We start from the raw sequence: 21,217 nt of genomic DNA on the forward strand, positions 1-21,217 counted from the left end.
GCGCGGCTACCTGTCCTACGGGATCAGCTACGCCGCGACCGCCTTCGGCGGCGAGGGCGCGGACACGTTCACCGTCTACTCCAACAAGGCGGAGCTGCGCCTCGAGGGCGAGGACGGGAACGACACGTTCATCGTGCGCGCCTTCCTGCGGGCCGAGCTCGACAGCGACGGCAATGTCCAGCAGGTCGGCCAGGGCGATGTGAAGGTCCGCGCGGGCGATGGCGACGATGCGGTTCGCTACAATGTCAACGCGCCCGTCGATATTGACGGCGGCGCGGGCTTCGACACGGTGGTCGCGCTCGGGACCGAGGGCGATGACACGTTCGTCGTGACCGAAGACGGTGTCTTCGGCGCCGGGCTCAACATCCGTATCTCCAACGCCGAGGAAGCGTTCGAGGTGGACGGGCTCGAAGGGGATGACACGTTCTACGTGCTCTCCACCGTCGAGACGGCTGTGACCCACATCATCGGCGGGCTTGGCTCCGACACGATCAATGTCGCGGGCGATGTGAACGATCTGGTCTATGCGGCTGAACTCGACGGCCGTGCCGGCGTGATCAACCATATCGCGGATGCGACCGATCCACTCTACCAGGGCGTCTTCGCGCCCGGGCTCGGCACGACCGTGGCAGACGCGGTGCAGGGCAAGGTCCTGATCCGGCCAACGGGCGCGGATACCCAGGTCACCGAGGGTGGCGCGACGGACAGCTACACGGTCGAACTGACCGAGGCGCCGGAAGTGGGCACTTGGGTCTATGTGACCGTCTCCGCGGGCATCGCCTCGCGGCAGGACAGCCGTCTGGCCGTGCCTGCGATGGCAGCGGGCACGAACATCACGCTCGATGGTGCGGTCCTGACCCGCGACACGGGCAGTTTCCATGATGACGGGTTCGGCGACTGGCAGAACCTCGTGCTGGGCAATGCCGGGGACAATGACGGGGCCTATGGCATCCTGTCGATTTCCGCAGATGGCAAGACGATCACGTTCGACCGTGCGGTGGCGATCGACGTGACGGCTGCGACCGACACGATCACCGTGACCGGTCAGGCGGCATCGAGCGTGGAACTGCGCACGGGTGCCGGCGACTATACGGACGGGATCGTCTTGGCCTTCAATTCCGACAATTGGAACGTGGCCCAGACGGTCGACGTGCGGGCGATCAACGATGCGGCGCAGGAAGGCGAGCGCACCGTGATGATCGGCCATGCGGTCGACAGCACGGATGCCGATTTCGACGGCGCCGCCGTGAAGAACGCGGTTATCACCGTACTCGACAATGACCTACCGGAACTGCGCATCCTGCCGACCGGAGCGGACACGTTCCTGCATGAAGGCACAGGCGGGTCCGAGATCACCGACAGCTATGACATCGTCCTGTCGCGCAAGCCCGCACCGGGTGAAACCGTGCGTGTGACCCTGTCCGACAACAGCAATTCGGGCGATATCGACTACGCGACGCTGGTCTTCGAGTTTGACGACACGAACTGGAACATCGCACGGACTGTCTCGCTGACGGCCGTGGCCGATGGCGTGGTCGAGAATGCCGAGCGTGTCACCATTACCCACCTGATCGAGAGCCTCGATGCCGGTGGCGATCCGCTCGCGGGCGGCGTCTATGCCGCGGCGGATGCGGCCGAACTTGTGGCCGAACTGTCCGATGGCGACAGCAATGGCGTCATCCTGCGCGAGAGCGACGGCGAAACGCTGGTTGTCCAGAAACCGGCAGGCCAGATCACGGCGGCCGACCGCGACAGCTACGAGCTGCGCCTGACCAAGGCTCCGGCAGCCGGCCAGACCGTGACCCTGACCATCGTCGATGACGGGCAGACACGGATCGTGCCCTCGACCCGCGTGGTCGAGGCGACACTGGCCGACATCACGGCAGATCTGCAATTCGTCCTTGTCGATGACGGGCCGAACATGATCGTGCGCACCGATGGCGGCAATTTCCATGATGACGGGTTCCGCGCGGGCACGGTCGTGGATATTTCCGGCACGCTCTACAACGATCTGCCCTTCGCGATCGGAGAGATTTCCGCAGATGGGTCCACACTGATCCTGTCGGGCGGCGCGCTGGTGACCGACGAGGTCGCCACCGGCGTCGGCATGGTGATCACTGTTGCGCAGGTCACATTCGACGACAGCAACTGGGACGAGGCGGTCGAGATCACGCTCGAAGCCGATCCGGACTATGTGCCGACGGCCCTGTCGCGGGTCACCAAACCCTTCCCGGTCGAGGATCACCTGACCGCGAAGATCCGCGGGCCGCTGGTCATCGATGGCGGGCCGACCACGGCGCGCGAGCTGAACGTGGCCGTGATGCTGCCGACCGAGCGTGACCCTGGTCCGCTCGACATCACCATCTCCACCGACGAGGTGGAACAGAATGACCGCGTGAACATCTTCAACGACGGCTCGAAGATCGACGATACCGACGGCCGGATGTTCAACACCGATGACGGCCGCCTGCATATTGACGGGCTGGGCATGGGCAGCGGCACCGTCTCCTTCGATCAGGGCGCGGGCCTGCCGACGCTCGACTATCTGAAGGGCATTTCCATCGGCACGGTGGAAATTGTCGAAGTGATGCTCGGCCAGGGGGACGACACGTTCACCATCGACGGCACGAATATCGGTTCCGACTATGACACGTCGGTTGCCGGTGCCGTGAACATGCCGATCACGCTTGTCCATGGCGGCGGCGGGGCCGACACCATCATTATCAACGAACTGACCGTGGGCGATGATGGCGAACGCACGCTTCTGGCCATCTATGGCGACACGGATGCGGGCGGCGCGCGCTACAATTACGGCGGTGGGGTGCCGAACGGCAACGCCCTGATGTTCAACGCGCTCGAAAATCCGGCGCTGCATGGCGACACGATCGACGCGTCCAATGTCACTTTCGATGATGCCGATGCGCTCGGCCTCGTGATCTATGGCGGTGTCGGCGACGACACGCTGATCGGCTCCGTGGGGGCCGACCAGATCGCGGGCGGGTCCGGTACGGACACGATCCTCGGCCTTGGCGGCAACGATCACCTCTATGGGGACAATGGCGTCACGATCGACCTGGTGAGCCGCGATCTGCGCTTCCTGTCGGATGTGGATGCGGACCCGCAATACAAGTCCGCGGACACGCGGGACGCGGTGCGTGACGTGATCGACGGCGGCGCGGGCGACGACCTGATCATCGGCGATCTGGGCGATATCGTGCAGCTTGCCGGCACCAACCGGATCGAGACGACCGGTGCGCTGGCGCGGATCGAGAGCAAGACCTATGCGACCGGCGGCAATGACTGGCTGATCGGCGGGACCGGTCAGGACATCCTGATCGGCGGCTTCGGTCAGGACCGGCTGGAGGATCTGTCGGGCGACAATATCCTGATCGGCGACAATGGGCTCGTCGACTGGACGGTGCGCGATGGAGACAATGCGAGCATCGACCTGATCGCGTCGCTGGCCTACGGCGTCGGCGATGCCGACACGCTCATCGCGGGCGATGGCAATGACGTGCTCATCGGCGGCGCAGGCAGCGACGAGCTGACGGCGGGCGACGGCACCAATATCGTCATCGGCGACAATGGCGCGGTGACGGGCCGCAACGGCGGGCTTCCGCTCGGTGATATCGCACTGACCCTCGACACGGTCTACACCGTGGCCGCAGGCATCGGGGCGGCCGACACGATCGACGGCGGCGCGGGCATCGACATCGTGCTCGGCGGCGCGGGTGGCGACATGATCACCACCGGCGACGCGGACGAGACCGGCCGCGACGTGATCTTCGGCGACCACGGGCAGATCCACTTCCGCGTGGCGCAGCCGGACGACACGGTGCCGGTTGTGCGCCTTGCGCGGTCGCTCGACTATGCGACCGGCGGAGACGATGTGATCGCATCCGGCCACGGCGGCGACATCATCGTCGGCGGTGCGGGCGCGGATCAGTTGACCAGCGCTGGTGGCACGGACCTGATCTTCGGCGACAACGGGTTGATGATCGGATTTGCCACGGCACCGCTTCTGGCCAATGGCGCGCTCATTTCGCTCAGCCGCGCGGTGACGGCCTCGGCCATCACCGGCAAGGGCGACCGGATCACGACCGGCGCCGGGGCTGCGATCATCTTCGGCGGCGCCGGAAATGACGAGATCACCACAACGGGCGGCGGCCTCGATGCGGCAGATATCCTCTTCGGCGACCATGGCGACGCGCAGTTTGCCGAACCGGTGGCCGGCACGCCGCAGCCGATCGCGGTGGTCATCACCTCGACCGAGACGGAGTATGAAAGCCCCGAGGGCGCGGATGACACGATCACCGCGGGCAGCGGCGCGGACATCATCCTTGGCGGCAACGGTGCGGACGAGATCGACGCGGGCGACGGGGCGAATATCGTCTTCGGCGACCATGGCCGCCTGTCGGGCAGCGACGATACCGACCTGTCGGAGCGCGGCCGACCGATCAGCCTGATCGACCTTGCGACCATCGCGGCGGATTTCGGCACGGGCGACATCATCCGCACCGGCATCGACGGTGACATCGTGCTCGGCGGGGCCGGTGACGATGACATCAAGGCCAACAATGGCGACGGGCCGGGGGTCTTCGACCTCGGGAACATCCTGCTCGGCGACCATGGCGAGATGGTCTTCCTGAACCCGCAGACCGGCATCAACCACCCGAGCCTCGTGCGCAGCCTCGACCCGCGTCAGGGCGGCAAGGACCGGATCCAGTCCGGCGCCGGGCATGACCTGATCATCGGCGGCACCGGCGCGGACGAGATCTTCGCGCTCGGAGGCAACGACCTGATCGCGGGCGACCACGCGGAGGCCGCGGGCATCGTGGCGACCGACAGCTGGCCGCTCATGGTCGGCGGTCCGGTGACGCTGACCGCGATCCACACAGGGCTTCTTGATCTGGGCGGAGACGACCTGATCCTGTCGGGCGCGGGCGACGATTTCGTCATGGGCCAGCAGGGGTCGGACACGATCTTCGGCGGGCAGGGTGACGATGACCTGATCGGCGGTCACAATGTGGCCGACGGGACCGATGGCGCGGATGCGATCGACGGCGGGCAGGGCAATGACGTGCTGCTCGGCGACAATGGCAGCCTGCTGCGGACCGGGTCGATCTCGGACGTGCGGATGCGCGCGCTGGAAGGCACGCAGATCTACGGCACGGAAACCGATCCGGCGGCCGCGGGCGGCGCCAATGACGGCGAGGCGCTCGTCACCGACACGGCGCAGAACAATGTCCACGGCACCACGCAGCGCCAGATCACCATCTTCGACCATTCCGACGCCACCGGCGTGCTGCGCTACGGCGCGGACTATCTGGCGGGCGGCTCCGAGGATGACATGATCCTCGGCCAGCTGGGCGACGACACGATCCAGGGCGACGGCGCGATCGACTTCGACATGAACGGCATTGCCGATGTGTTCGAGGGCAAGGGCGTCGGGGCCTTCCGTGACAGCGACGGGCTTCTGACCGTCAATGCCTCGGTCGAGGATTATGCCGGCGCAGGCCGCGACGGCGACGACTATATCGAGGGCAATGGCGGGGACGACACGGTTTTCGGCAACCTTGGCCAGGACGATATCGTCGGCGGTTCTTCGAGCTTCTTCGACGGGCTTCGCGAGACAGCCCTGCGGCCCGATGGCGCGGACATGCTCTATGGCGGCGCCGGTCTGGCGATCACCCGCAACCATCTGGGTGCGAGCGGCACGACCGCGCATGCCCGAGATGCGGATGTGATTGCCGGCGACAATGCCAACATCATGCGCCTGACGGGCGTCAACGGGGCGGGCACGATGGCCTATCTCCGCTTCGAATATGATGTCTATGATCCAGACCTGACGATCATCCCGCGCGCGGTCGAACTGCTCGACTATACCGAGGGCGGTCTGGACGTGAGCGCGTCTGCAGCGGGCGATATCGGCACCGCGGACGAGATCCACGGCGAGGCGGGCGACGACACGATCTACGGCCAGATCGGCAATGACGTGCTCTTTGGTGACGGTCAGAATGACGACCTGATCGGCGGCGTCGGCCATGACTGGATTTCGGGCGGCACCGGATCGGATGGCGTGATCGGCGACGATGGCCGGATCATGACCAGCCGCAACTCCACCAGCCATGGCGAAAGCCTCTATGGCATCGACGCGCTCGATGCGGTGGACGTGCTGATGGTCTCCACCGACCAGACCGCGCTGCGCACCGTGCTCCATGAGGACGGCCAGCTGGTCAAGACGGTCAACCTGACGCCCTTCAGCACCAACCCGACGAACCCCAACGATCCCTATTGGAGCGCAACGGATGCGTCGGACATCATCTTCGGCGGCTGGGGCTCGGATTTCCTGCATGGCGGTGTCGGTTCGGATGCGATTTCCGGCGCCGAGGCATTGCCGCTGGCGGCCCGTCCGCAGGACCATAACGGCAATATCATCAGCTTCGACACGCCCTACAATCCGGGCAACACGGCGGCGGTGAACACGTCGACCTATGCCGGTGTTCCGTCGCCGGCGGTCCATGTGGTCTTCCTGCCGCTGCTGGAAGCCGATCTCGACCGGTCGCAGATCCGGTTCGATGCCGATGGCAATGTCACGCTCGGCGCGGGCACCAACCCGTTCTTCCTGAACTTCGACCATACCGAAGGCCAGGTCGACACGCGGTCGGAGAATGACCTGACGTCTGACGGGGACGACCGGATCTTCGGCGATATCGGGCATGACATCCTGTTCGGCGGTACCGGACGCGACTCGATCTATGGCGGGTATGGCAACGACCTGATCCAGGCCGATGACAAGCTGGACACTGGCGGGGTCGATGCCTCCGATCCGGCGGGTCTGAACGACCTTCCGGACGAGGATATCACCTACGAGGACTTCGTCTTCGGCGGGGCCGGGCGCGACTATATGATCGCGAACACGTCGGGCGACCGTCTGGTCGACTGGTCGGGCGACTTCAACGAGTATTTCGTGCCCTACCGTTCGGCCGGTGCGCCGACAGTGATCCGCGACTATACGAGCAACCTGCACCAGTTCGTCCTGCTCTCGGGCATGTCGGACGGGGCGGACATGACCCGCGCGGACGATGTCGACCATCTGGGCCTGTTCCACACATCGGGTGAGCCTTACGGCGAACTGGGGCTTCTGAGCGACGACGTGCCGAACCTGCCGGAATTCACCAAACAGTCGGGCGCGGGCATCCTTGCCGGCCGCGGCACGGTGAATGACGGGACGATCTTCGGCCCGCCGGTTGTGCCCTCGGGCGCACGTCTGGCCGACAGCCCGCTCGACGATTTCGGCTTCACCTTCACGCTGCCCGCGGTGACCGGCATCTATGCGGGCGATGCGACGACGATCAACCGTCCGATCCTGGCCGACACCGGCGCGTCGCGGCCCAACGTGCTGCGGATCAACGACTTCTTCGTGCAGTCCGACATCATCCTTCGGGTCGGGCCGAAAGTGCAGGTCTCCGGCGCGCCGTCCAACACGGTCGTCACCTACACGTATGACGAGGATACGGGCGAGTTCGTCGAGGATGCGACGCCGCGCACGCCGGTCGTGACCGGCACCGTGGCAGTGCTTGAATTCTTCGATGCCGACGGCGAGCTTTTCGCCTATGTCGACGAGTTCGGCGGGCTCTGGATCATCGATGATCTGGAGGACAATCCGGATGGCAAGAAGGACCGCGAGACCGCGCCCGGCACACCGGACGAAATCGAGGATGACTGGCTCCTCGAAACCACGCTCGGGATGACGGGGATGGTTGCCCTTCCGGGTCTGCGCAAGCTATCGTCCGACAAGGACAAGAAGCACAAGCAGACCTGAGGGCAGATGAGGCGGCATGGTTGACGAAACGGCGGACGGCGGCGCACAGGGCGCCGCCGCGACAGGGGCGGGCGCGGCAGCGTCCGATCCGAAATCGAAAGTGAACTGGGACGATTCCGCCATGGAAACGGCCTTCGCCAATGTCGTGAACATCCAGGGCACGCGCGAACAGATCGAACTGTTCTTCGGCACCAACCGGACGTGGAACGTCGCGCCCGGCCGCGATGTGCATGTCGATCTGACCAACCGGATGATCCTCACGCCCTATGCGGCCAAGCGGCTGAACGGCATATTGACGCGCGTGTTGCGGGAGTATGAGGCCCGCCACGGCGTGCTCAAAGTCGACGACGCGTGACCCTGCACCAGACCGATCCGGCGCAGGACGCGGCCCTGCCGCCGCGCGGTTCGCTCTGGCAGACGCTGACCGGCACCGATGCAGGCGCCGCAGCGCAGGCCTGGGCCGACCTGATGTTCGAACGGATCGGCGCACCGGGTGAAGCCGATCCGGTTTCCGTTGTCATGTTCCGGCTCGATCCGGCCACACGCAGGCTTCTGCCGGCCGGTCAGGCACCGCAGGCGCGCGCGCCGACACCGGATGCCATTTCCGCAGCCGAAGCCGCGCTTGAAGCCGGCCGGGGCGTGGTGCGCGGTGACGGGGCCGCAGGACTGGCCCCCACGGCACCCCGACCGTCCGCCGCCCGGCAGACCGTCACGCTGGCGCTGCCCATCGCTGTCGACGGGGTTTCCGGCGGCGTGGCGGTCGCCGAGATTCTGCCCCTGCAGGCCGGTGCCGCGCGGCCCGCCATGCGGCGCCTGCAATGGGGCGCGGCCTGGATGCGGGACAGGCTGCGGTCTGAGCGCAGCGCTGAGGATGCCGCCCGCTACGAGGCCGCCGCACAGGCCCTGCATGCCGTTGTCGCGGTGGCCGAGACAGGCGATTTCGCGACCGGGGCGCGGGCTGCCGTGACCGACCTGTCGACACGGTTCGGCTGCGAGCGGGTTTCGCTCGGGTTCCGCCGCCGCAAGCACAGCAGGCTCGCCGCCATTTCCCATTCCGCGCAGTTTTCACGCAACATGGGACTGGTGCGCGATCTGGCTGAAACGATGGACGAGGCGATCGACCAGCGCAGTGCGGTCCTCTTCCCGCCGCCGGCCGATGATCCTGCCTATGTGACCCGCGCGGCCGAAGTGCTGGCCCGCGATGACGGCGTCAGCCATGTTTTCACCGTGCCGCTCTATGTGCGGGACGCGTTCATCGGCGCGATGGTCTTCGAGCGGCCCGCCGATGCGCCTTTCACGCAACGTGACCTCGACATTCTCGAAGCGGTGGTGACGGTTCTGGCGCCTGTGCTCGACGAGAAGCGCCGCAACGACCGTTGGCTCGTCACCAAAACGGCGGTGACGCTGCGCAACCAGCTCGTGAAGCTCTTCGGCCCGGCCTATCTGGGGCGCAAGTTGCTGCTCCTGGGGCTCGCCGCTCTCTGCGTCTTTTTCTGGTTTGCCCGCGCGCCCTACACGGTGAGCGCGGATGCCATCGTGCAGGGCGCCGTGCAGCGGTCGATCTCGGCCGGGTTTGACGGGTTCATCGCTGCCGCGCCTGTGCGTCCCGGCGACACCGTGCGCGAAGGGGCACTTCTGGTGCAGCTTGACGATCGCGACCTTGTGCTCGACCGGCTGCGCCTCGTGACCGAGCGCCAGCGCCGCGAGATCGAGTATGACCGTGCACTCGCCGACCGCGACCGGGCTGAGGCGCGCATTCTTGCGACCCAGATCGAACAGGCCGACGCGCAGTTGCGGCTCGTGGATGAACAGATTGCCCGCACGCGCCTGACCGCGCCCTTCGACGGGCTGGTGCTGGAGGGCGACCTTAGCCAGGCCATCGGCGCCTCGGTCGCGCGGGGCGAGCCGCTGATGACGGTGGCCCCGCTCGACGATTTCCGCATCCAGCTGGCCGTGCCTGAGGGGCAGATAGCCGATATCATGCCCGGCCAGACCGGCCAGCTGCGCCTGACCGCCTATCCTGACCGCGCTTTCACCGTGGAAGTCGAGGCGATCACGCCTGTGGCCGAATATGGCGACGGGCAGACGCGGTTCCGCGTCGATGCGACGCTCGTCGGGGCAGGGGCCTTGCGCCCGGGCCTTGAAGGTGTCGCGCGGATCGAGGTGGAGGATCGCCGCCTGATCCGGATCTGGACCGACCCGATCATCGACTGGTTCCGCCTCAAGCTCTGGCAATACAGGCCGGTCTGAGGCGCGGATGGTTCGAGCGTTCCTGTCCTCCGACTGGTACCGGCTCGCCGCGATCAAGCCGCGGCTCCGGGGGCATGTCGACATCCACCGCCAGACATTCCGCGGCAAGATCTGGTTCATCGTGCAGGACCATCATTCCGGCAAATATCACCGGATCACGCCCGCGGCGCAGTATATGCTCGCACTGATGAACGGCCACCGGACCATGCAGGAGATCTGGGAGGCCGCCTGCGCCCGGTTCGACGATGCCCCGCCCACCCAGTCGGAAACGATCCGCCTTGTCTCGCAACTCCATTCCGCCGACCTGATCGCCGCGGACCGCTTGCCCGACCTTCAGGAAATGGGCGAGCGCCACGCCAAGCAGGAACGCGCGGCCATGGTCACGCGGTTCCGCAACCCGATGGCGGTGCGGGTGCCGCTTTTCGACCCAGACAGGTTTCTCGACGCGACCGTCGGCGCGCTGCGCTGGCTTTTCACGCCTTTCGGGTTCCTGCTCTGGCTCGGGCTGGTCGGGGCCGGGCTGGTCCTGACCGGGCTGCACTGGACCGCGCTCACCGACGGGTTTGCCGATCAGGTGCTGGCGGCGGAGAACCTGATCCTGATGGCGCTGGCCTATCCGCTCGTGAAAGCCGTGCACGAGGCCGGACACGCCTATGCCACCAAGGTCTGGGGCGGCGAGGTGCACGAGGTCGGCGTCATGTTCCTGGTCTTCGTGCCCGTTCCTTATGTGGATGCGAGCGCCTCTGCCGCCTTTGCCAGCAAGTGGCGGCGGGCGGTTGTCGGCGGCGCCGGCATCATGGTGGAACTGGCGCTGGCGACGCTCGGGCTGATCTTCTGGATCAATGCCGAGCCGGGACTGGCGCGGGCCTTCGCCTACAACGTCATGCTGATCGGCGGCATCTCGACCCTTCTGTTCAACGGCAACCCGCTCTTGCGGTTCGACGGCTATTTCGTCTTTGCCGATCTGCTGGAGATCCCCAATCTCGGCCAGCGGTCCAACCGCTATTTCTTCTATCTCGTGCAGCGCTACCTGTTCGGCATGAAGGACGAGGCCTCGCCTGTTCAGCGCAATTCCGAACGCGGCTGGCTCTTCTTCTATGCGGTTGCGGCCTTCATCTACCGGATGTTCATCAGCTTCACGATCGCGCTCTTCGTGGCCTCGAAATTCTTTGTCATCGGCGTGGTGCTGGCGCTCTGGGCGCTTGGCAACAGCTTTGTCATGCCGCTCCTCAAGGGCTTTCGGTTCCTGTTGGCCGGACCCGCGCTGCGCAACCATCGCGGGCGGGCGCTGGCGGTGACGGGGACGTTCCTGTTTCTGCTCGGCGCGGCGCTCTTTGCCCTGCCGGCGCCGCTTACCACCGTCACCTATGGCGTCGCCACGCCGGACACGTCGACGCTGGTGCGCGCGGGTACGGAAGGGTTTGTCGACCGGATCGCGGTTGAGCCGGGCGCTGAAGTCGCGCAGGGCGATCCGATCCTGCATCTGAGCGATCCGGTGCTCAGCAACCGGATCGAAGTGTTGGAACGGCGGCTCGAAGCCGCCCGGATGCGGCTGCGGGCCGTGCTGCTGATCGACCAGGTTCAGGCGGATGTGGAACGCGAGCGCGTCAAGCTCATCGAAGGCCAGCTGGAGACGTTGCAGGGCCGGATCGGGGATCTGGTCGTCCGCGCGCCCCGCGACGGTGCCGTGGTTTTGCCCGGCGGCGCCGACCTGATCGGGCGGCTGGTGCGGCAGGGCGATGTGCTGGGGCATTTGCAAACAGATGCACCGGCGCGCATGCGGATCGCCGTCCGGCAGGACCGCGTCGATCTGGTCCGGCGGAACACGCGGGCGGTGGAGTTGCGCATGCTCTCGGGCGACGGCAGTCCGCGCGCGGCGCGCCTCTTTGGCGAGGTGCCGCAATCCCAGACCGTGCTGCCATCCGCCGCGCTCGCCACCGAAGGCGGGGGCGATGTGGTTCTGAACCCCGCTGGTGTGACGCCGCTTTCGACGTTGGACCGGGTGTTCCTTTTCGATGTCGTGCCCGATGACGGCGCGCCTTCGACGCTGGTCGGCGAACGCGCGCTGGTGAAGTTCGATCACGGGCTGGAACCGCTCGCCTGGCGGGTCTATCGCGCGGCGCGGCAGCTTTTCCTGCGGCAGTTCAATGTCTGATCTGGGGATCATGGACGCCGCACCGCGGCGCGTGCCGCGGATCCGGGACTATTACGAGGCGCCCGACCGGCGCGACACGACGCTCGACCGCTGGGCGGCCGATCTGAACGGGGCTTTCGTGGCGCAGGGCGCGCGCTGGCGGGCGTGGCGCCTGCGGCCCATCCTGCGCGAGATGGAGCGCCACGCAGTGGCCATGGCGGCACTCGACGATGCCGGCCTTCAGGCCGAGGCGCAGGCGGCCCGCATCTGGCTGCGGCGCGCATTGCGCGACCAGACTCTGTCCGTGGCCGCAGCGGGACGCGCATTCGCATTGGTGCGCGAGGCTGCTGACCGGGTGCTCGGGCTGCGCCACTATGACGTGCAGGCGCTCGGCGCCTGGGCGATGATGCGCGGGCAGATTGCGGAAATGCGCACCGGCGAGGGCAAGACGCTCTGCGCCACGCTGGCGGTGGCCACCACCGCCCTGTCGGGCCGGCAGGTCCATGTGATGACCGTGAACGACTATCTGGCCGAACGTGACAGCGCGGAAATGGCGCCGCTCTACCGGTTTCTGGGCCTGAGCGTTGCCACCGTCCTCGAAGGGCAGGATGCGGAGACACGCCAGTCCGCCTATGGTCAGGACATCGTCTATGGCACCAACAAGGAGATTGCCTTCGACTATCTGCGCGACCGCGCGATCCTGCGGCTGAAACCGGGGAACCTGAACCGGAAACTCGACCGGATCCTGCCCGCCGACCGCCGCGCCGCGGGGCTGCGCCTGCAAGGATTGCCCGTCGCGATCATCGACGAGGCGGATTCGGTGCTGATCGACGAGGCGCGCACGCCGCTCATCATCTCCGGCGCCAACCCGCAGCAGGGCGGGCTGCCCGATACCACGTTCCGCCGCGCGATGGCCGCCGCGCGGACCCTGACCGAGGATGTGCATTTCCGCAGACCGCGCGGGATACGGCGGATCGAGATCCTGCCCGACGGGTTCGAGGCGCTCGACCGGATGGCGGATGCCGATCTTGACCGCCCCGATACCGATCCGGCCTTCGGCATTCCTGTGATCCGCGAACATCTGGTCTATCAGGCCCTGTCGGCGCTCTATCTCTTCGAGCTTGGCGACAGCTACATCCTGCGCGACGGCAAGGTGCAGATCGTTGACGAGAATACCGGCCGGACCATGCCCGACCGGACATGGTCTGACGGGTTGCACCAGATGGTGGAACTGAAGGAGGGGCTGGAGCCGACGGCCGAGAACGAGACCCTGTCGCGCATGACCTACCAGCGGTTCTTCCGCCGCTATGCGTGCTTGGGCGGCATGACCGGCACGGCACAGGACGCGGCCTGGGAACTTTGGTCGGTCTACCGGCTGGCCGTGGCCAAGGTGCCCACCAACAAGAGGGACATCCGGCGCTTTGCCCGCGACCGCGTGTTCCTGACAACCGAGGCGAAATGGCAGGCCATCGCGGAACGGACGCGGGCCCTGCACGCCGCTGGCGCGCCGGTGCTGATCGGCACCCGCTCGATCAATGCGTCCGACGCCGCAAGTGCGCGGCTCTCCGAACTGGGGTTGCCGCACCAGTTGCTCACCGCCGCGCAGGATGCGGACGAGGCTGCGATCGTGGCCGAGGCAGGACAGGCGGGCCGGATCACGGTTGCGACCAACATGGCCGGCCGCGGAACGGACATCAAACTCTCGCCCGACGCGCTGGCTGCGGGCGGGCTCCATGTCATCCTGAGCGAGCGGCATGACAGCCGTCGCGTCGACCGCCAGTTGGAAGGGCGCTGCGGGCGGCAGGGCGAACCTGGACGGGTGGAGGCCTATCTCAGCCTGGAAGACGATCTGATGCAGGGACCGGCCGCGCGCCGCGTGGCAGGGCTGGCGAAACTGCTGGCCCGTGCTTTCGGCCCGGGCGCGGCCGGCTGGTGCATCCGCTGGCGCCAGAAACAGATGGAAGCCGCCCACGGGCGCATGCGCCGCGACCTGATCGACCAGGATCGGGGCATGGGCGAATTTCTGGCATTCGGGGGCGAGTTGGAATAGCCATGACAAAGCAGGAAACCGGCCACCATGCGGCCATGACGAACCGGAACCCGATGCCCAAACATGCCCCCGCCCGCGCCGTACTCGCCTGTCTTGCCGCAGGTCTGATCTGCCTTTCCGCCGAAGCGGCGCGCGCCGACATCACCGGACCGTTCGACTGCGTGATGGACCCGGCGCAGGTCGTGCCGGTCGGCGCGGCGGTCTCGGGCATCGTGGCAGAGGTTCTGGTCGACCGCGGCGACAGTGTGACCGCCGGTCAGGTTCTGGCGCGGCTCGACACCAGCGTCGACGATGCCAGCGTGGCGCTCCTGCAGGCCCGCGCGAACAGCGAGGCCGGACTGGACGCCCAGAAAGCCCGCCGTGATCTGGTTGCCGCGCGGCGCGACCGTGTGGCCGCCCTTGTCGAGCGCAATGTGGCCGCGACCGAACAGATGGAGGAGGCCGAGGCCGAACTGGTGGCCGCCGAGGCGCTGGTGGCGGAAGCGGAACTGGAGCGCGAACTGGCCGGACTGGAGCTTGACCGCGCCAACCGGCTTCTGGAACAGCGGATCGTGCGCAGCCCGCTCGACGGGCTGGTATTGGCGCGCCATCTCAATGCCGGTGAGTACGTGTCCGGAGAGACGCGGATGCTGACGCTGGTGAAGGTCGATCCGCTCTATGTGGAAGCGTTCCTGCCGGTCGACATCTATCCCGAGATTTCCATCGGCATGGAAGGGGTCATCACGCCCGACGCACCGATCGAGGGAAGCTACCGCGCCCGTGTGGCCGTCGTGGACCGGGTTTTCGATGCCGCCTCTGGCACATTCGGCCTGCGGCTGACCCTCGACAATCCCGACTTCGCGCTGCCCGCCGGGCACCGCTGCCTTTTGAGCTTTCCGGACGCCGGATGAGGGATGCGCCGACATGGCGGCAGCATCTGGCCGGACTGGACGGCCCGTTCATGGTCGAGCAGTCCGTCAAGCTGGCACACGACCGGATCGAAACGGACCGGTGCCTTGTCAGCTACCCGCGCCGCGCCTTCTATCCCGGACCGCGCAGCACGCTGTCGGATATCCTGGCCGCGCTCGACGCACCGCCTGAAACGGCCGCCTTGCTCGACCTTCAGACCGACGCGGTGCAGATCCATTTCGGGAAGGATGGCGCGGTCCGCAAATGCTACCTCGAATTTGCCCGCGACCGTGCTCCGGAGCCGGACCTGATCTTCCTTGCCATGAAATGGCGGGCGGGGGCGGTCCGGACGGACCGGTATTTCGGGCGGGCCGGCTGGTCGCGCGAGCGACAAGTGGCCCTGATCTCGGACCTGACACTTGACCCCTCGATGAGCCGCGCCGCCCGCACGGCGCTCGCCCTGTCGGCCGATGGCGATCCGGACGGGCAGGCGATCCTGCTCGACATAAGGGGGCAGGGGAATGCGCGCCGGTCTGTCGATATCTCGATCGTGGATGCCGGCCTGCCGGTCTCCGCGCTGACGGATTTGCTCGCACCGGTCTGGCAGGGGTTCGGCGCGGACTGGTCCGCGTTTTCAGCGGAAAACGGGGACCGACAGGCGACGCATATCGCCTTTGGCCGGGCAGGTGACGGAGCGCCTTTCCACACGCTCTATTTCGGCGCGCGGCAGGAGACCCGCCATGGCTGATCCGGCATTCGGCCAGCACTGGCGGCCATCCGACCCGTTCCGGGACTTCTGCCAATGGCGCTACGACCCGCCCGCGCCGCCAACGGACGACGCCCTGCGCAGCGCGGCGTTGCTCCACGCGTCTTTCGAGGCCGGAAACGCACCCGCACTATTGCCGCAACTGGCCGACCGGCTTGTCGCAGGGCTCGGCCGGTTCAACACGGTCTGGGGCGTGAAATGGGCCGATGGCCGGATGGGGTGGGAGTTCTACATCTACGATTACGGCCGCGACCGGCGCGAACGCGGTCTGGTGGAGTTGCGGGCCGCGCTCGACGGTCTGGTCACGCTGCCCGAAGGCGATTTCGAGCATCTGCCCTATTTCATGGTGTCGCTGGAGATCGACGCGGATGGCTTGCCGCAACTCGACCTCTATCTCGGCAATCCGGGGTCGAGCGTGTCGTCGGGCATCTGCTATGGCATCCGGTCCAGCGGGCTGGAGCTGCGCAATTTCTACTTCTTCTTCGATGCGAAGGCCGAACAGAAGGCAAGCTGGGACAAGATTACAGAATCTGCCCATCTGGACCGGGGCGCGCCCGATCCGGCCGCCTTCATCTGGCCGGAGATCGGCCCGATGGAGACACTCGTTGTCGCCAACAAACGGCAGGCGGACGGGATCTACTTCTCCCGCATCCGCGTGGCGGGTCTGCGCGCTTTCCTGGCGCGGCTCGCCTATCCGGCGGCGTTGCAGGACTTCCTTGCCGCGCAGGGCACGGGTTTCGACCATCTGCTCTTTGATGTCGGCTGGGACTTCCGACAGGATGCGGACGGGCAGGTTCAACCGATCAAGGGCAGTTTCTATGGCCTCCTCTGACGATCCGGTCCGCGCGGCGCTCGACGCGATCGACAGCCCGGGCACCCGCAGCGGGCAGACCAGCGCGCCCGGCACGCAGGTGCCGGGACTGAGCCTGCGCGACCATGACCGCTATGTCTCGCTGACCATGGAGTTCCGCTGCAATCTCAAATGCGTGCATTGCATGATCGAGGGCACGATGGACCGGCTCGCCCCGACGCCCGACGCGACCTTCGAGCGGGTGCTGGCCGACCAGCGCGACACCGGCCGCTGGGACGGGCTGGTGCTCACCGGGTCGGAAGTGACGCTGCGCCGCGACCTGCCGGAACTGGCGCGCAAGGCCCGCGCGGCGGGCTTCAAACATATCCGCATCCAGACCCATGGCATGGCGCTCGGGCGGCCGGGTTTTGCTGACCGGCTGGTCGAGGCGGGCATTGACGAATTTTTCGTCTCCGTTGCCGGATCCGACCGCGAAAGCCATGACAGGATCACGCAAGTGCCGGGCGCGTGGGACAAGATGATGGCGGGCCTTCAGCATCTGGAGCGTTACGATCACGTCCGGATCATCACCAACACGGTTGTGACGACCGAGAGCTTCAGGCTTCTGCCGGACCTTGTAGCGGCGCTCGGCCACCTGAAGAACCTCGTGCAGATGGAATTCTGGAATTTCTTCCCGATGGCCGAGACCGACGAGAAGGGGCTGGCCGCGCGCCACGCGGATATCCGGCCCTATCTGCTGGCCGCGATCGAGGCCTGCCGCGCCCGCAAGCGTTTCGTCGAGGTGAAGCATTTTCCCCAATGCCTGCTCGGCGCCTATCAGGATGCGCTTGTGAACGCGCAGCCGATGCTCGTCATCGACCCCGAATTCTGGACCGAGTTCGACCGGAACGGCTTTCATGCCTGTCCGCACCGCGCCGTTTGCCCATCGACCGAATGTCTCGGCCTGACAGAGGCTTACCGCGCGAAATTCGGGGATGAACGCGGCCTGCTCGACCCGTCCCGTGTGGTCCTGCCGGACAGGGGCGCGGCCACCTGACAGGGGCGCTGGCACAGCGGTGAAAATTTGCACGCAAAAAGCCCAGAAGTGCCTTTTTTAGAGCCGATTCCCGCGCTACTGTCCCTTCAGTTAAGCAAAAGGACCCCACTTTCATGGCCAAGCAATTGATGATTTACGAGCGTGCTGTTCCGGTCTCGGCCGAAGCCCACAAATCCTGGTCGGTCAAGGCCGACAATACATTCGGGTTTGCACGCGACGTGAACAGCGTTCCGGTGCTCGCCGCCGAATTCGCCCCCGCCGCACTCGAATATACGATCATCTTTGCCGGAGAGGGGGACGTGGTCTTCCCGTCGGTCATCCTCGGCATGCGCGAAGGGCAGAACGCCCATGTGCGCGAGGACGGGTCCTGGGACGGGCGCTATGTTCCCGCCTTCCTGCGCCGTTACCCCTTCGTCTTCGCCACCGCGGAGGACGGCCAGACCTTCACGCTCTGCATCGACGAGGAGTTTGAAGGGCTGAACAAGAAGGGCAAGGGCGAGCGGCTGTTCGACAGCGAGGGCAACCGCACGCAGTATCTGGAAAACATGCTGAAATTCGTGACCGAATATCAGGCCCAGTTCGCGCGGACACAGGCTTTCACCAAGCGCCTTGTCGCGCTCGACGTGCTGGAGCCGGCCACCGCCCAGTTCAATGTTGAAGGCAGCACCGCGCAGCTGGCGGGCTTCAAGACCATCAACCGCGAAAAACTGGCCAACCTGCCGGCGGAAACCCTGTCGGAAATGGCCAAGTCGGGTGAACTGGAACTGTGCTACCTGCACCTGCAGTCGCTCAACAACCTGACGCCGATGACCCAGCGTCTGGCACAGCGGATGCAGGGCGAAACCGCCGCCTGACGGCGACGGTAACCGGCCCGGAACAGGAAAGGCCCGCGCTTTAGACGCGGGCCTTTTTCATGTTCGGATCACGGCCGAACCGTCAGAAGAGGTAATTCACACCGATCCGGAATTGCATCATCCGCGGCGTATAGGTGTAGGTACAGGTGTCCACGGCACCGGCGGCACAGGCCGAGGACCCGTCCGAATTGGTGACCGGCGCCTGCGAGCTCTCAAACTGGGTGCTGAGGAATTCCAGCTTGCCGGTGATGTTCTGGCGGAACTCATGTTCCACGCCGACGCCGAAGACCATGCCGAGCACATTGTCCGTCCATTCCGCGCAGCGGCTGTTGTCACACTCCGTCTTGCCCGCGCCGGTGTCGATTTCCACCGTCTGGAAATTCGCCTTGGCCTGGCTGACGCCGCCGGTGATATAGGCCAGCGTCGCGCCGTTCACGACACCGCCACGCGCGCGCAGCGAGATCACATTGTCGAACGCGTCATTATATTCGCGGCCCGTCGTGCCTGCCGCATTGGTGGCGAAGAACGTGTTGTTCTCCAGCCGGGAGTTATATTCCAGCTCGCCGCCGATCAGGAACGTGTCCGACAGCATGTAATTGTAGCCCGCCACGATGCCACCGCTGAAGAGATTGGCGCTCTGGGTCGGGGCGTTGCTGTTGAACTGGTTGTCAAGATCGGCCCGTTCGACGGTGAAGGATGTCGCGTTCAGCTGGATCCCCGCATAGAACCCCTGCCATTCGGTTGCGCTGCCGATGGGCGCGTCCTGCGCAAGCGCGGCGCTGCCCGCAGCCCCGGCGATTGCCGCGGCGGCCAGACCGGTCCGGACCTTGCTCGAAATGCACTTTTTCATACCTGCCTCCACTGTCGATACTGGGCGATGCCGTAACACATTTTCCCTTCTGGGCTAAAAGCTTTCCGCGCACTGTGCAAATCCCATCAAAACTGTCGTTTCTTTGCTTCAGTTTTGACTTGTTTTTTCCCAATTGGGCCGATCGGCGCATCGAATGCAACAGGATGCAGGCGGCAAACAGGGACGCCGCGGAAAGATTGCATTTCCGTGACAAATCCCCGATAGGATGCGCTTTGACGCGACGCAACCGGAAGAACCAGTGACCGACAAGCCGCAGACGCCCAACCAGTGGCGTACACTCGACAAGGATCTTGGGCGTATCATCAAGATCGAGAAGGCCACCCAATATGTCGGGCAACCGCTCGTCGCACCGGGGATCGCCTTTGCTTTCATCCTGCTCGCCGCGCTGACGGCGGGGCTGTTTTTCGGCAAGGGCGACACGTCCTTCGTCGTGATCGCGGCCGCCGCGCTCGGCGCCTATATGGCGCTGAATATCGGCGCCAACGATGTGGCCAACAATATGGGCCCCGCGGTCGGCGCCAATGCGCTGACCATGGGCGGTGCCATCGTCATCGCGGCCCTGTTTGAAAGCGCGGGCGCGCTGCTCGCCGGCGGCGATGTGGTGTCCACGATCTCCAAGGGGATCATCGATCCGACCGGTCTGGGCGACCCGCAGGTCTTCATCTGGGCGATGATGTCGGCGCTCGTCTCCTCGGCGCTCTGGGTCAACCTCGCCACCTATGTCGGCGCCCCTGTATCGACCACCCATTCGGTCGTCGGCGGCGTGATGGGTGCAGGCATTGCCGCGGCCGGCCTGTCGGCCGTCAACTGGACCACGATGGGTGCGATTGCCGCCAGCTGGGTCATCTCTCCGGTGCTCGGCGGCGTGATTGCGGCGCTGTTCCTCGCCTTCATCAAGCACAATATCATCTATCAGGATGACAAGATCGCCGCCGCCCGTCGCTGGGTGCCGGTCCTGATCGGCGTCATGGCCGGCGTCTTCGCCACCTATCTGGCAATGAAGGGCCTGAAGAAGATCGTCAGCATCGACCTGCCGACGGCGCTGACCATCGGTGTTGTCATCGGCGCGATCTTCTATGTGACCACCGCGCCGCTCATTCGCCGCCAGTCGGAGGGGATGGAGAACCGCAACCGCTCGATCAAGGCGCTGTTCGTCATCCCGCTCGTCTTCTCCGCCGCGCTCCTGTCTTTTGCGCATGGCGCGAACGATGTGGCCAATGCGGTCGGTCCGTTGGCCGCCATCGTCCACACCGAGGAATTCGGCAGCTTTGCCGCGAAAGTGGAAATTCCGACATGGGTCATGGTGATCGGGGCGCTCGGCATCTCGTTCGGCCTGTTCCTGTTCGGGCCGAAACTCATCCAGATGGTCGGCAGCCAGATCACCAAACTGAACCCGATGCGGGCCTATTGCGTCGCCCTGTCCGCGGCCATCACCGTGATCGTGGCCAGCTGGCTCGGCCTGCCGGTCAGTTCCACCCATATCGCGGTCGGCGCGGTTTTCGGTGTCGGCTTCTACCGCGAATATCATCTCGAGCGCCGGAAGAAGAAAGGCGCCAAGCTGAAGCCGCCAGAGAAGCTGCCAGCCGCCGAACGCAAGCGGCGCAAGCTTGTCCGCCGGTCGCATTTCATGACCATCGTGGCGGCCTGGGTCATCACGGTGCCAGCTGCGGCGGTTCTGTCGAGCCTCGTCTTCTACCTGATCCACATTCTGCGCGCGGTCGCCTGAGCGATC

General features: G+C 65.9%; 12 protein-coding genes (1 of these 12 cut by a window edge). 11 read left to right on the forward strand and 1 reads right to left on the reverse strand.

Annotated features, from left to right (window positions below; genetic code table 11):
- The 10 genes from GSH16_RS14695 to GSH16_RS14740 form a co-directional block, all read left to right on the forward strand.
- Positions 1-7,825 carry the 3' end of an LEPR-XLL domain-containing protein gene (locus tag GSH16_RS14695; RefSeq protein ID WP_160856361.1) on the forward strand. The gene continues 23,024 nt to the left of window position 1, outside the view, so only the last 7,825 of its 30,849 coding nucleotides appear in the window; the start codon falls outside the window, past its left edge; the stop codon is at positions 7,823-7,825.
- Positions 7,826-7,841: 16 nt separating this feature from the next.
- A complete protein-coding gene (locus GSH16_RS14700; RefSeq protein WP_160856362.1) occupies positions 7,842-8,180 on the forward strand; it encodes a DUF3467 domain-containing protein in 339 nt (112 codons plus the stop codon).
- The gene (locus tag GSH16_RS14705) at positions 8,177-10,075 is read left to right on the forward strand and encodes an efflux RND transporter periplasmic adaptor subunit (RefSeq protein WP_160856363.1); all 1,899 of its coding nucleotides are present in this window, start codon (positions 8,177-8,179) and stop codon (positions 10,073-10,075) included. The genes GSH16_RS14700 and GSH16_RS14705 overlap by 4 nt, the downstream gene beginning before the upstream one ends.
- Positions 10,076-10,082: 7 nt before the next feature.
- Positions 10,083-12,230: a PqqD family peptide modification chaperone gene (locus GSH16_RS14710; RefSeq protein ID WP_160856364.1), complete on the forward strand. Its 2,148-nt coding sequence runs from the start codon at positions 10,083-10,085 to the stop codon at positions 12,228-12,230.
- Positions 12,223-14,259, forward strand: coding sequence for a preprotein translocase subunit SecA (locus GSH16_RS14715; RefSeq protein WP_160856365.1), 2,037 nt, complete (start codon positions 12,223-12,225; stop codon positions 14,257-14,259). The genes GSH16_RS14710 and GSH16_RS14715 overlap by 8 nt, the downstream gene beginning before the upstream one ends.
- A gap of 2 nt (positions 14,260-14,261) precedes the next feature.
- On the forward strand, positions 14,262-15,149 hold the full coding sequence (locus GSH16_RS14720; RefSeq protein WP_160856366.1) for an efflux RND transporter periplasmic adaptor subunit: 888 nt from the start codon (positions 14,262-14,264) through the stop codon (positions 15,147-15,149).
- On the forward strand, positions 15,146-15,895 hold the full coding sequence (locus GSH16_RS14725) for a hypothetical protein (RefSeq protein WP_160856367.1): 750 nt from the start codon (positions 15,146-15,148) through the stop codon (positions 15,893-15,895). The genes GSH16_RS14720 and GSH16_RS14725 overlap by 4 nt, the downstream gene beginning before the upstream one ends.
- Positions 15,888-16,745: a hypothetical protein gene (locus tag GSH16_RS14730; RefSeq protein WP_160856368.1), complete on the forward strand. Its 858-nt coding sequence runs from the start codon at positions 15,888-15,890 to the stop codon at positions 16,743-16,745. Before GSH16_RS14725 ends, GSH16_RS14730 begins: the two co-directional genes overlap by 8 nt.
- Positions 16,732-17,760: a radical SAM protein gene (locus GSH16_RS14735; RefSeq protein ID WP_205524129.1), complete on the forward strand. Its 1,029-nt coding sequence runs from the start codon at positions 16,732-16,734 to the stop codon at positions 17,758-17,760. Before GSH16_RS14730 ends, GSH16_RS14735 begins: the two co-directional genes overlap by 14 nt.
- A 113-nt stretch (positions 17,761-17,873) precedes the next feature.
- Positions 17,874-18,614, forward strand: a complete 741-nt coding sequence (locus tag GSH16_RS14740; RefSeq protein WP_160856369.1) for a SapC family protein — start codon at positions 17,874-17,876, stop codon at positions 18,612-18,614.
- A gap of 82 nt (positions 18,615-18,696) precedes the next feature.
- Here GSH16_RS14740 and GSH16_RS14745 read toward each other — a convergent pair whose 3' ends face one another.
- Complete coding sequence (locus GSH16_RS14745; RefSeq protein ID WP_160856370.1) at positions 18,697-19,464, reverse strand: outer membrane protein; 768 nt, start codon at positions 19,462-19,464, stop codon at positions 18,697-18,699.
- Between the two features lie 226 nt (positions 19,465-19,690).
- On the opposite strand from GSH16_RS14745, the gene GSH16_RS14750 reads away from it, so the two are divergent.
- Positions 19,691-21,211, forward strand: a complete 1,521-nt coding sequence (locus GSH16_RS14750) for an inorganic phosphate transporter (RefSeq protein WP_205524130.1) — start codon at positions 19,691-19,693, stop codon at positions 21,209-21,211.
- The last annotated feature ends 6 nt before the right edge of the window (positions 21,212-21,217 follow it).

Source organism: Oceanomicrobium pacificus (assembly GCF_009833495.1).
Classification (GTDB): Bacteria; Pseudomonadota; Alphaproteobacteria; order Rhodobacterales; family Rhodobacteraceae; genus Oceanomicrobium; species Oceanomicrobium pacificus.

Coding starts and splice junctions, on each gene's coding strand:
- GSH16_RS14700 (WP_160856362.1), top strand. CDS start 7,842: ATGGTTGACGAAACGGCGGACGGCGGCGCACAGGGCGCCGCCGCGACA.
- GSH16_RS14710 (WP_160856364.1), top strand. CDS start 10,083: ATGGTTCGAGCGTTCCTGTCCTCCGACTGGTACCGGCTCGCCGCGATC.
- GSH16_RS14715 (WP_160856365.1), top strand. CDS start 12,223: ATGTCTGATCTGGGGATCATGGACGCCGCACCGCGGCGCGTGCCGCGG.
- GSH16_RS14720 (WP_160856366.1), top strand. CDS start 14,262: ATGACAAAGCAGGAAACCGGCCACCATGCGGCCATGACGAACCGGAAC.
- GSH16_RS14725 (WP_160856367.1), top strand. CDS start 15,146: ATGAGGGATGCGCCGACATGGCGGCAGCATCTGGCCGGACTGGACGGC.
- GSH16_RS14730 (WP_160856368.1), top strand. CDS start 15,888: ATGGCTGATCCGGCATTCGGCCAGCACTGGCGGCCATCCGACCCGTTC.
- GSH16_RS14735 (WP_205524129.1), top strand. CDS start 16,732: ATGGCCTCCTCTGACGATCCGGTCCGCGCGGCGCTCGACGCGATCGAC.
- GSH16_RS14740 (WP_160856369.1), top strand. CDS start 17,874: ATGGCCAAGCAATTGATGATTTACGAGCGTGCTGTTCCGGTCTCGGCC.
- GSH16_RS14745 (WP_160856370.1), bottom strand. CDS start 19,464: ATGAAAAAGTGCATTTCGAGCAAGGTCCGGACCGGTCTGGCCGCCGCG.
- GSH16_RS14750 (WP_205524130.1), top strand. CDS start 19,691: ATGCGCTTTGACGCGACGCAACCGGAAGAACCAGTGACCGACAAGCCG.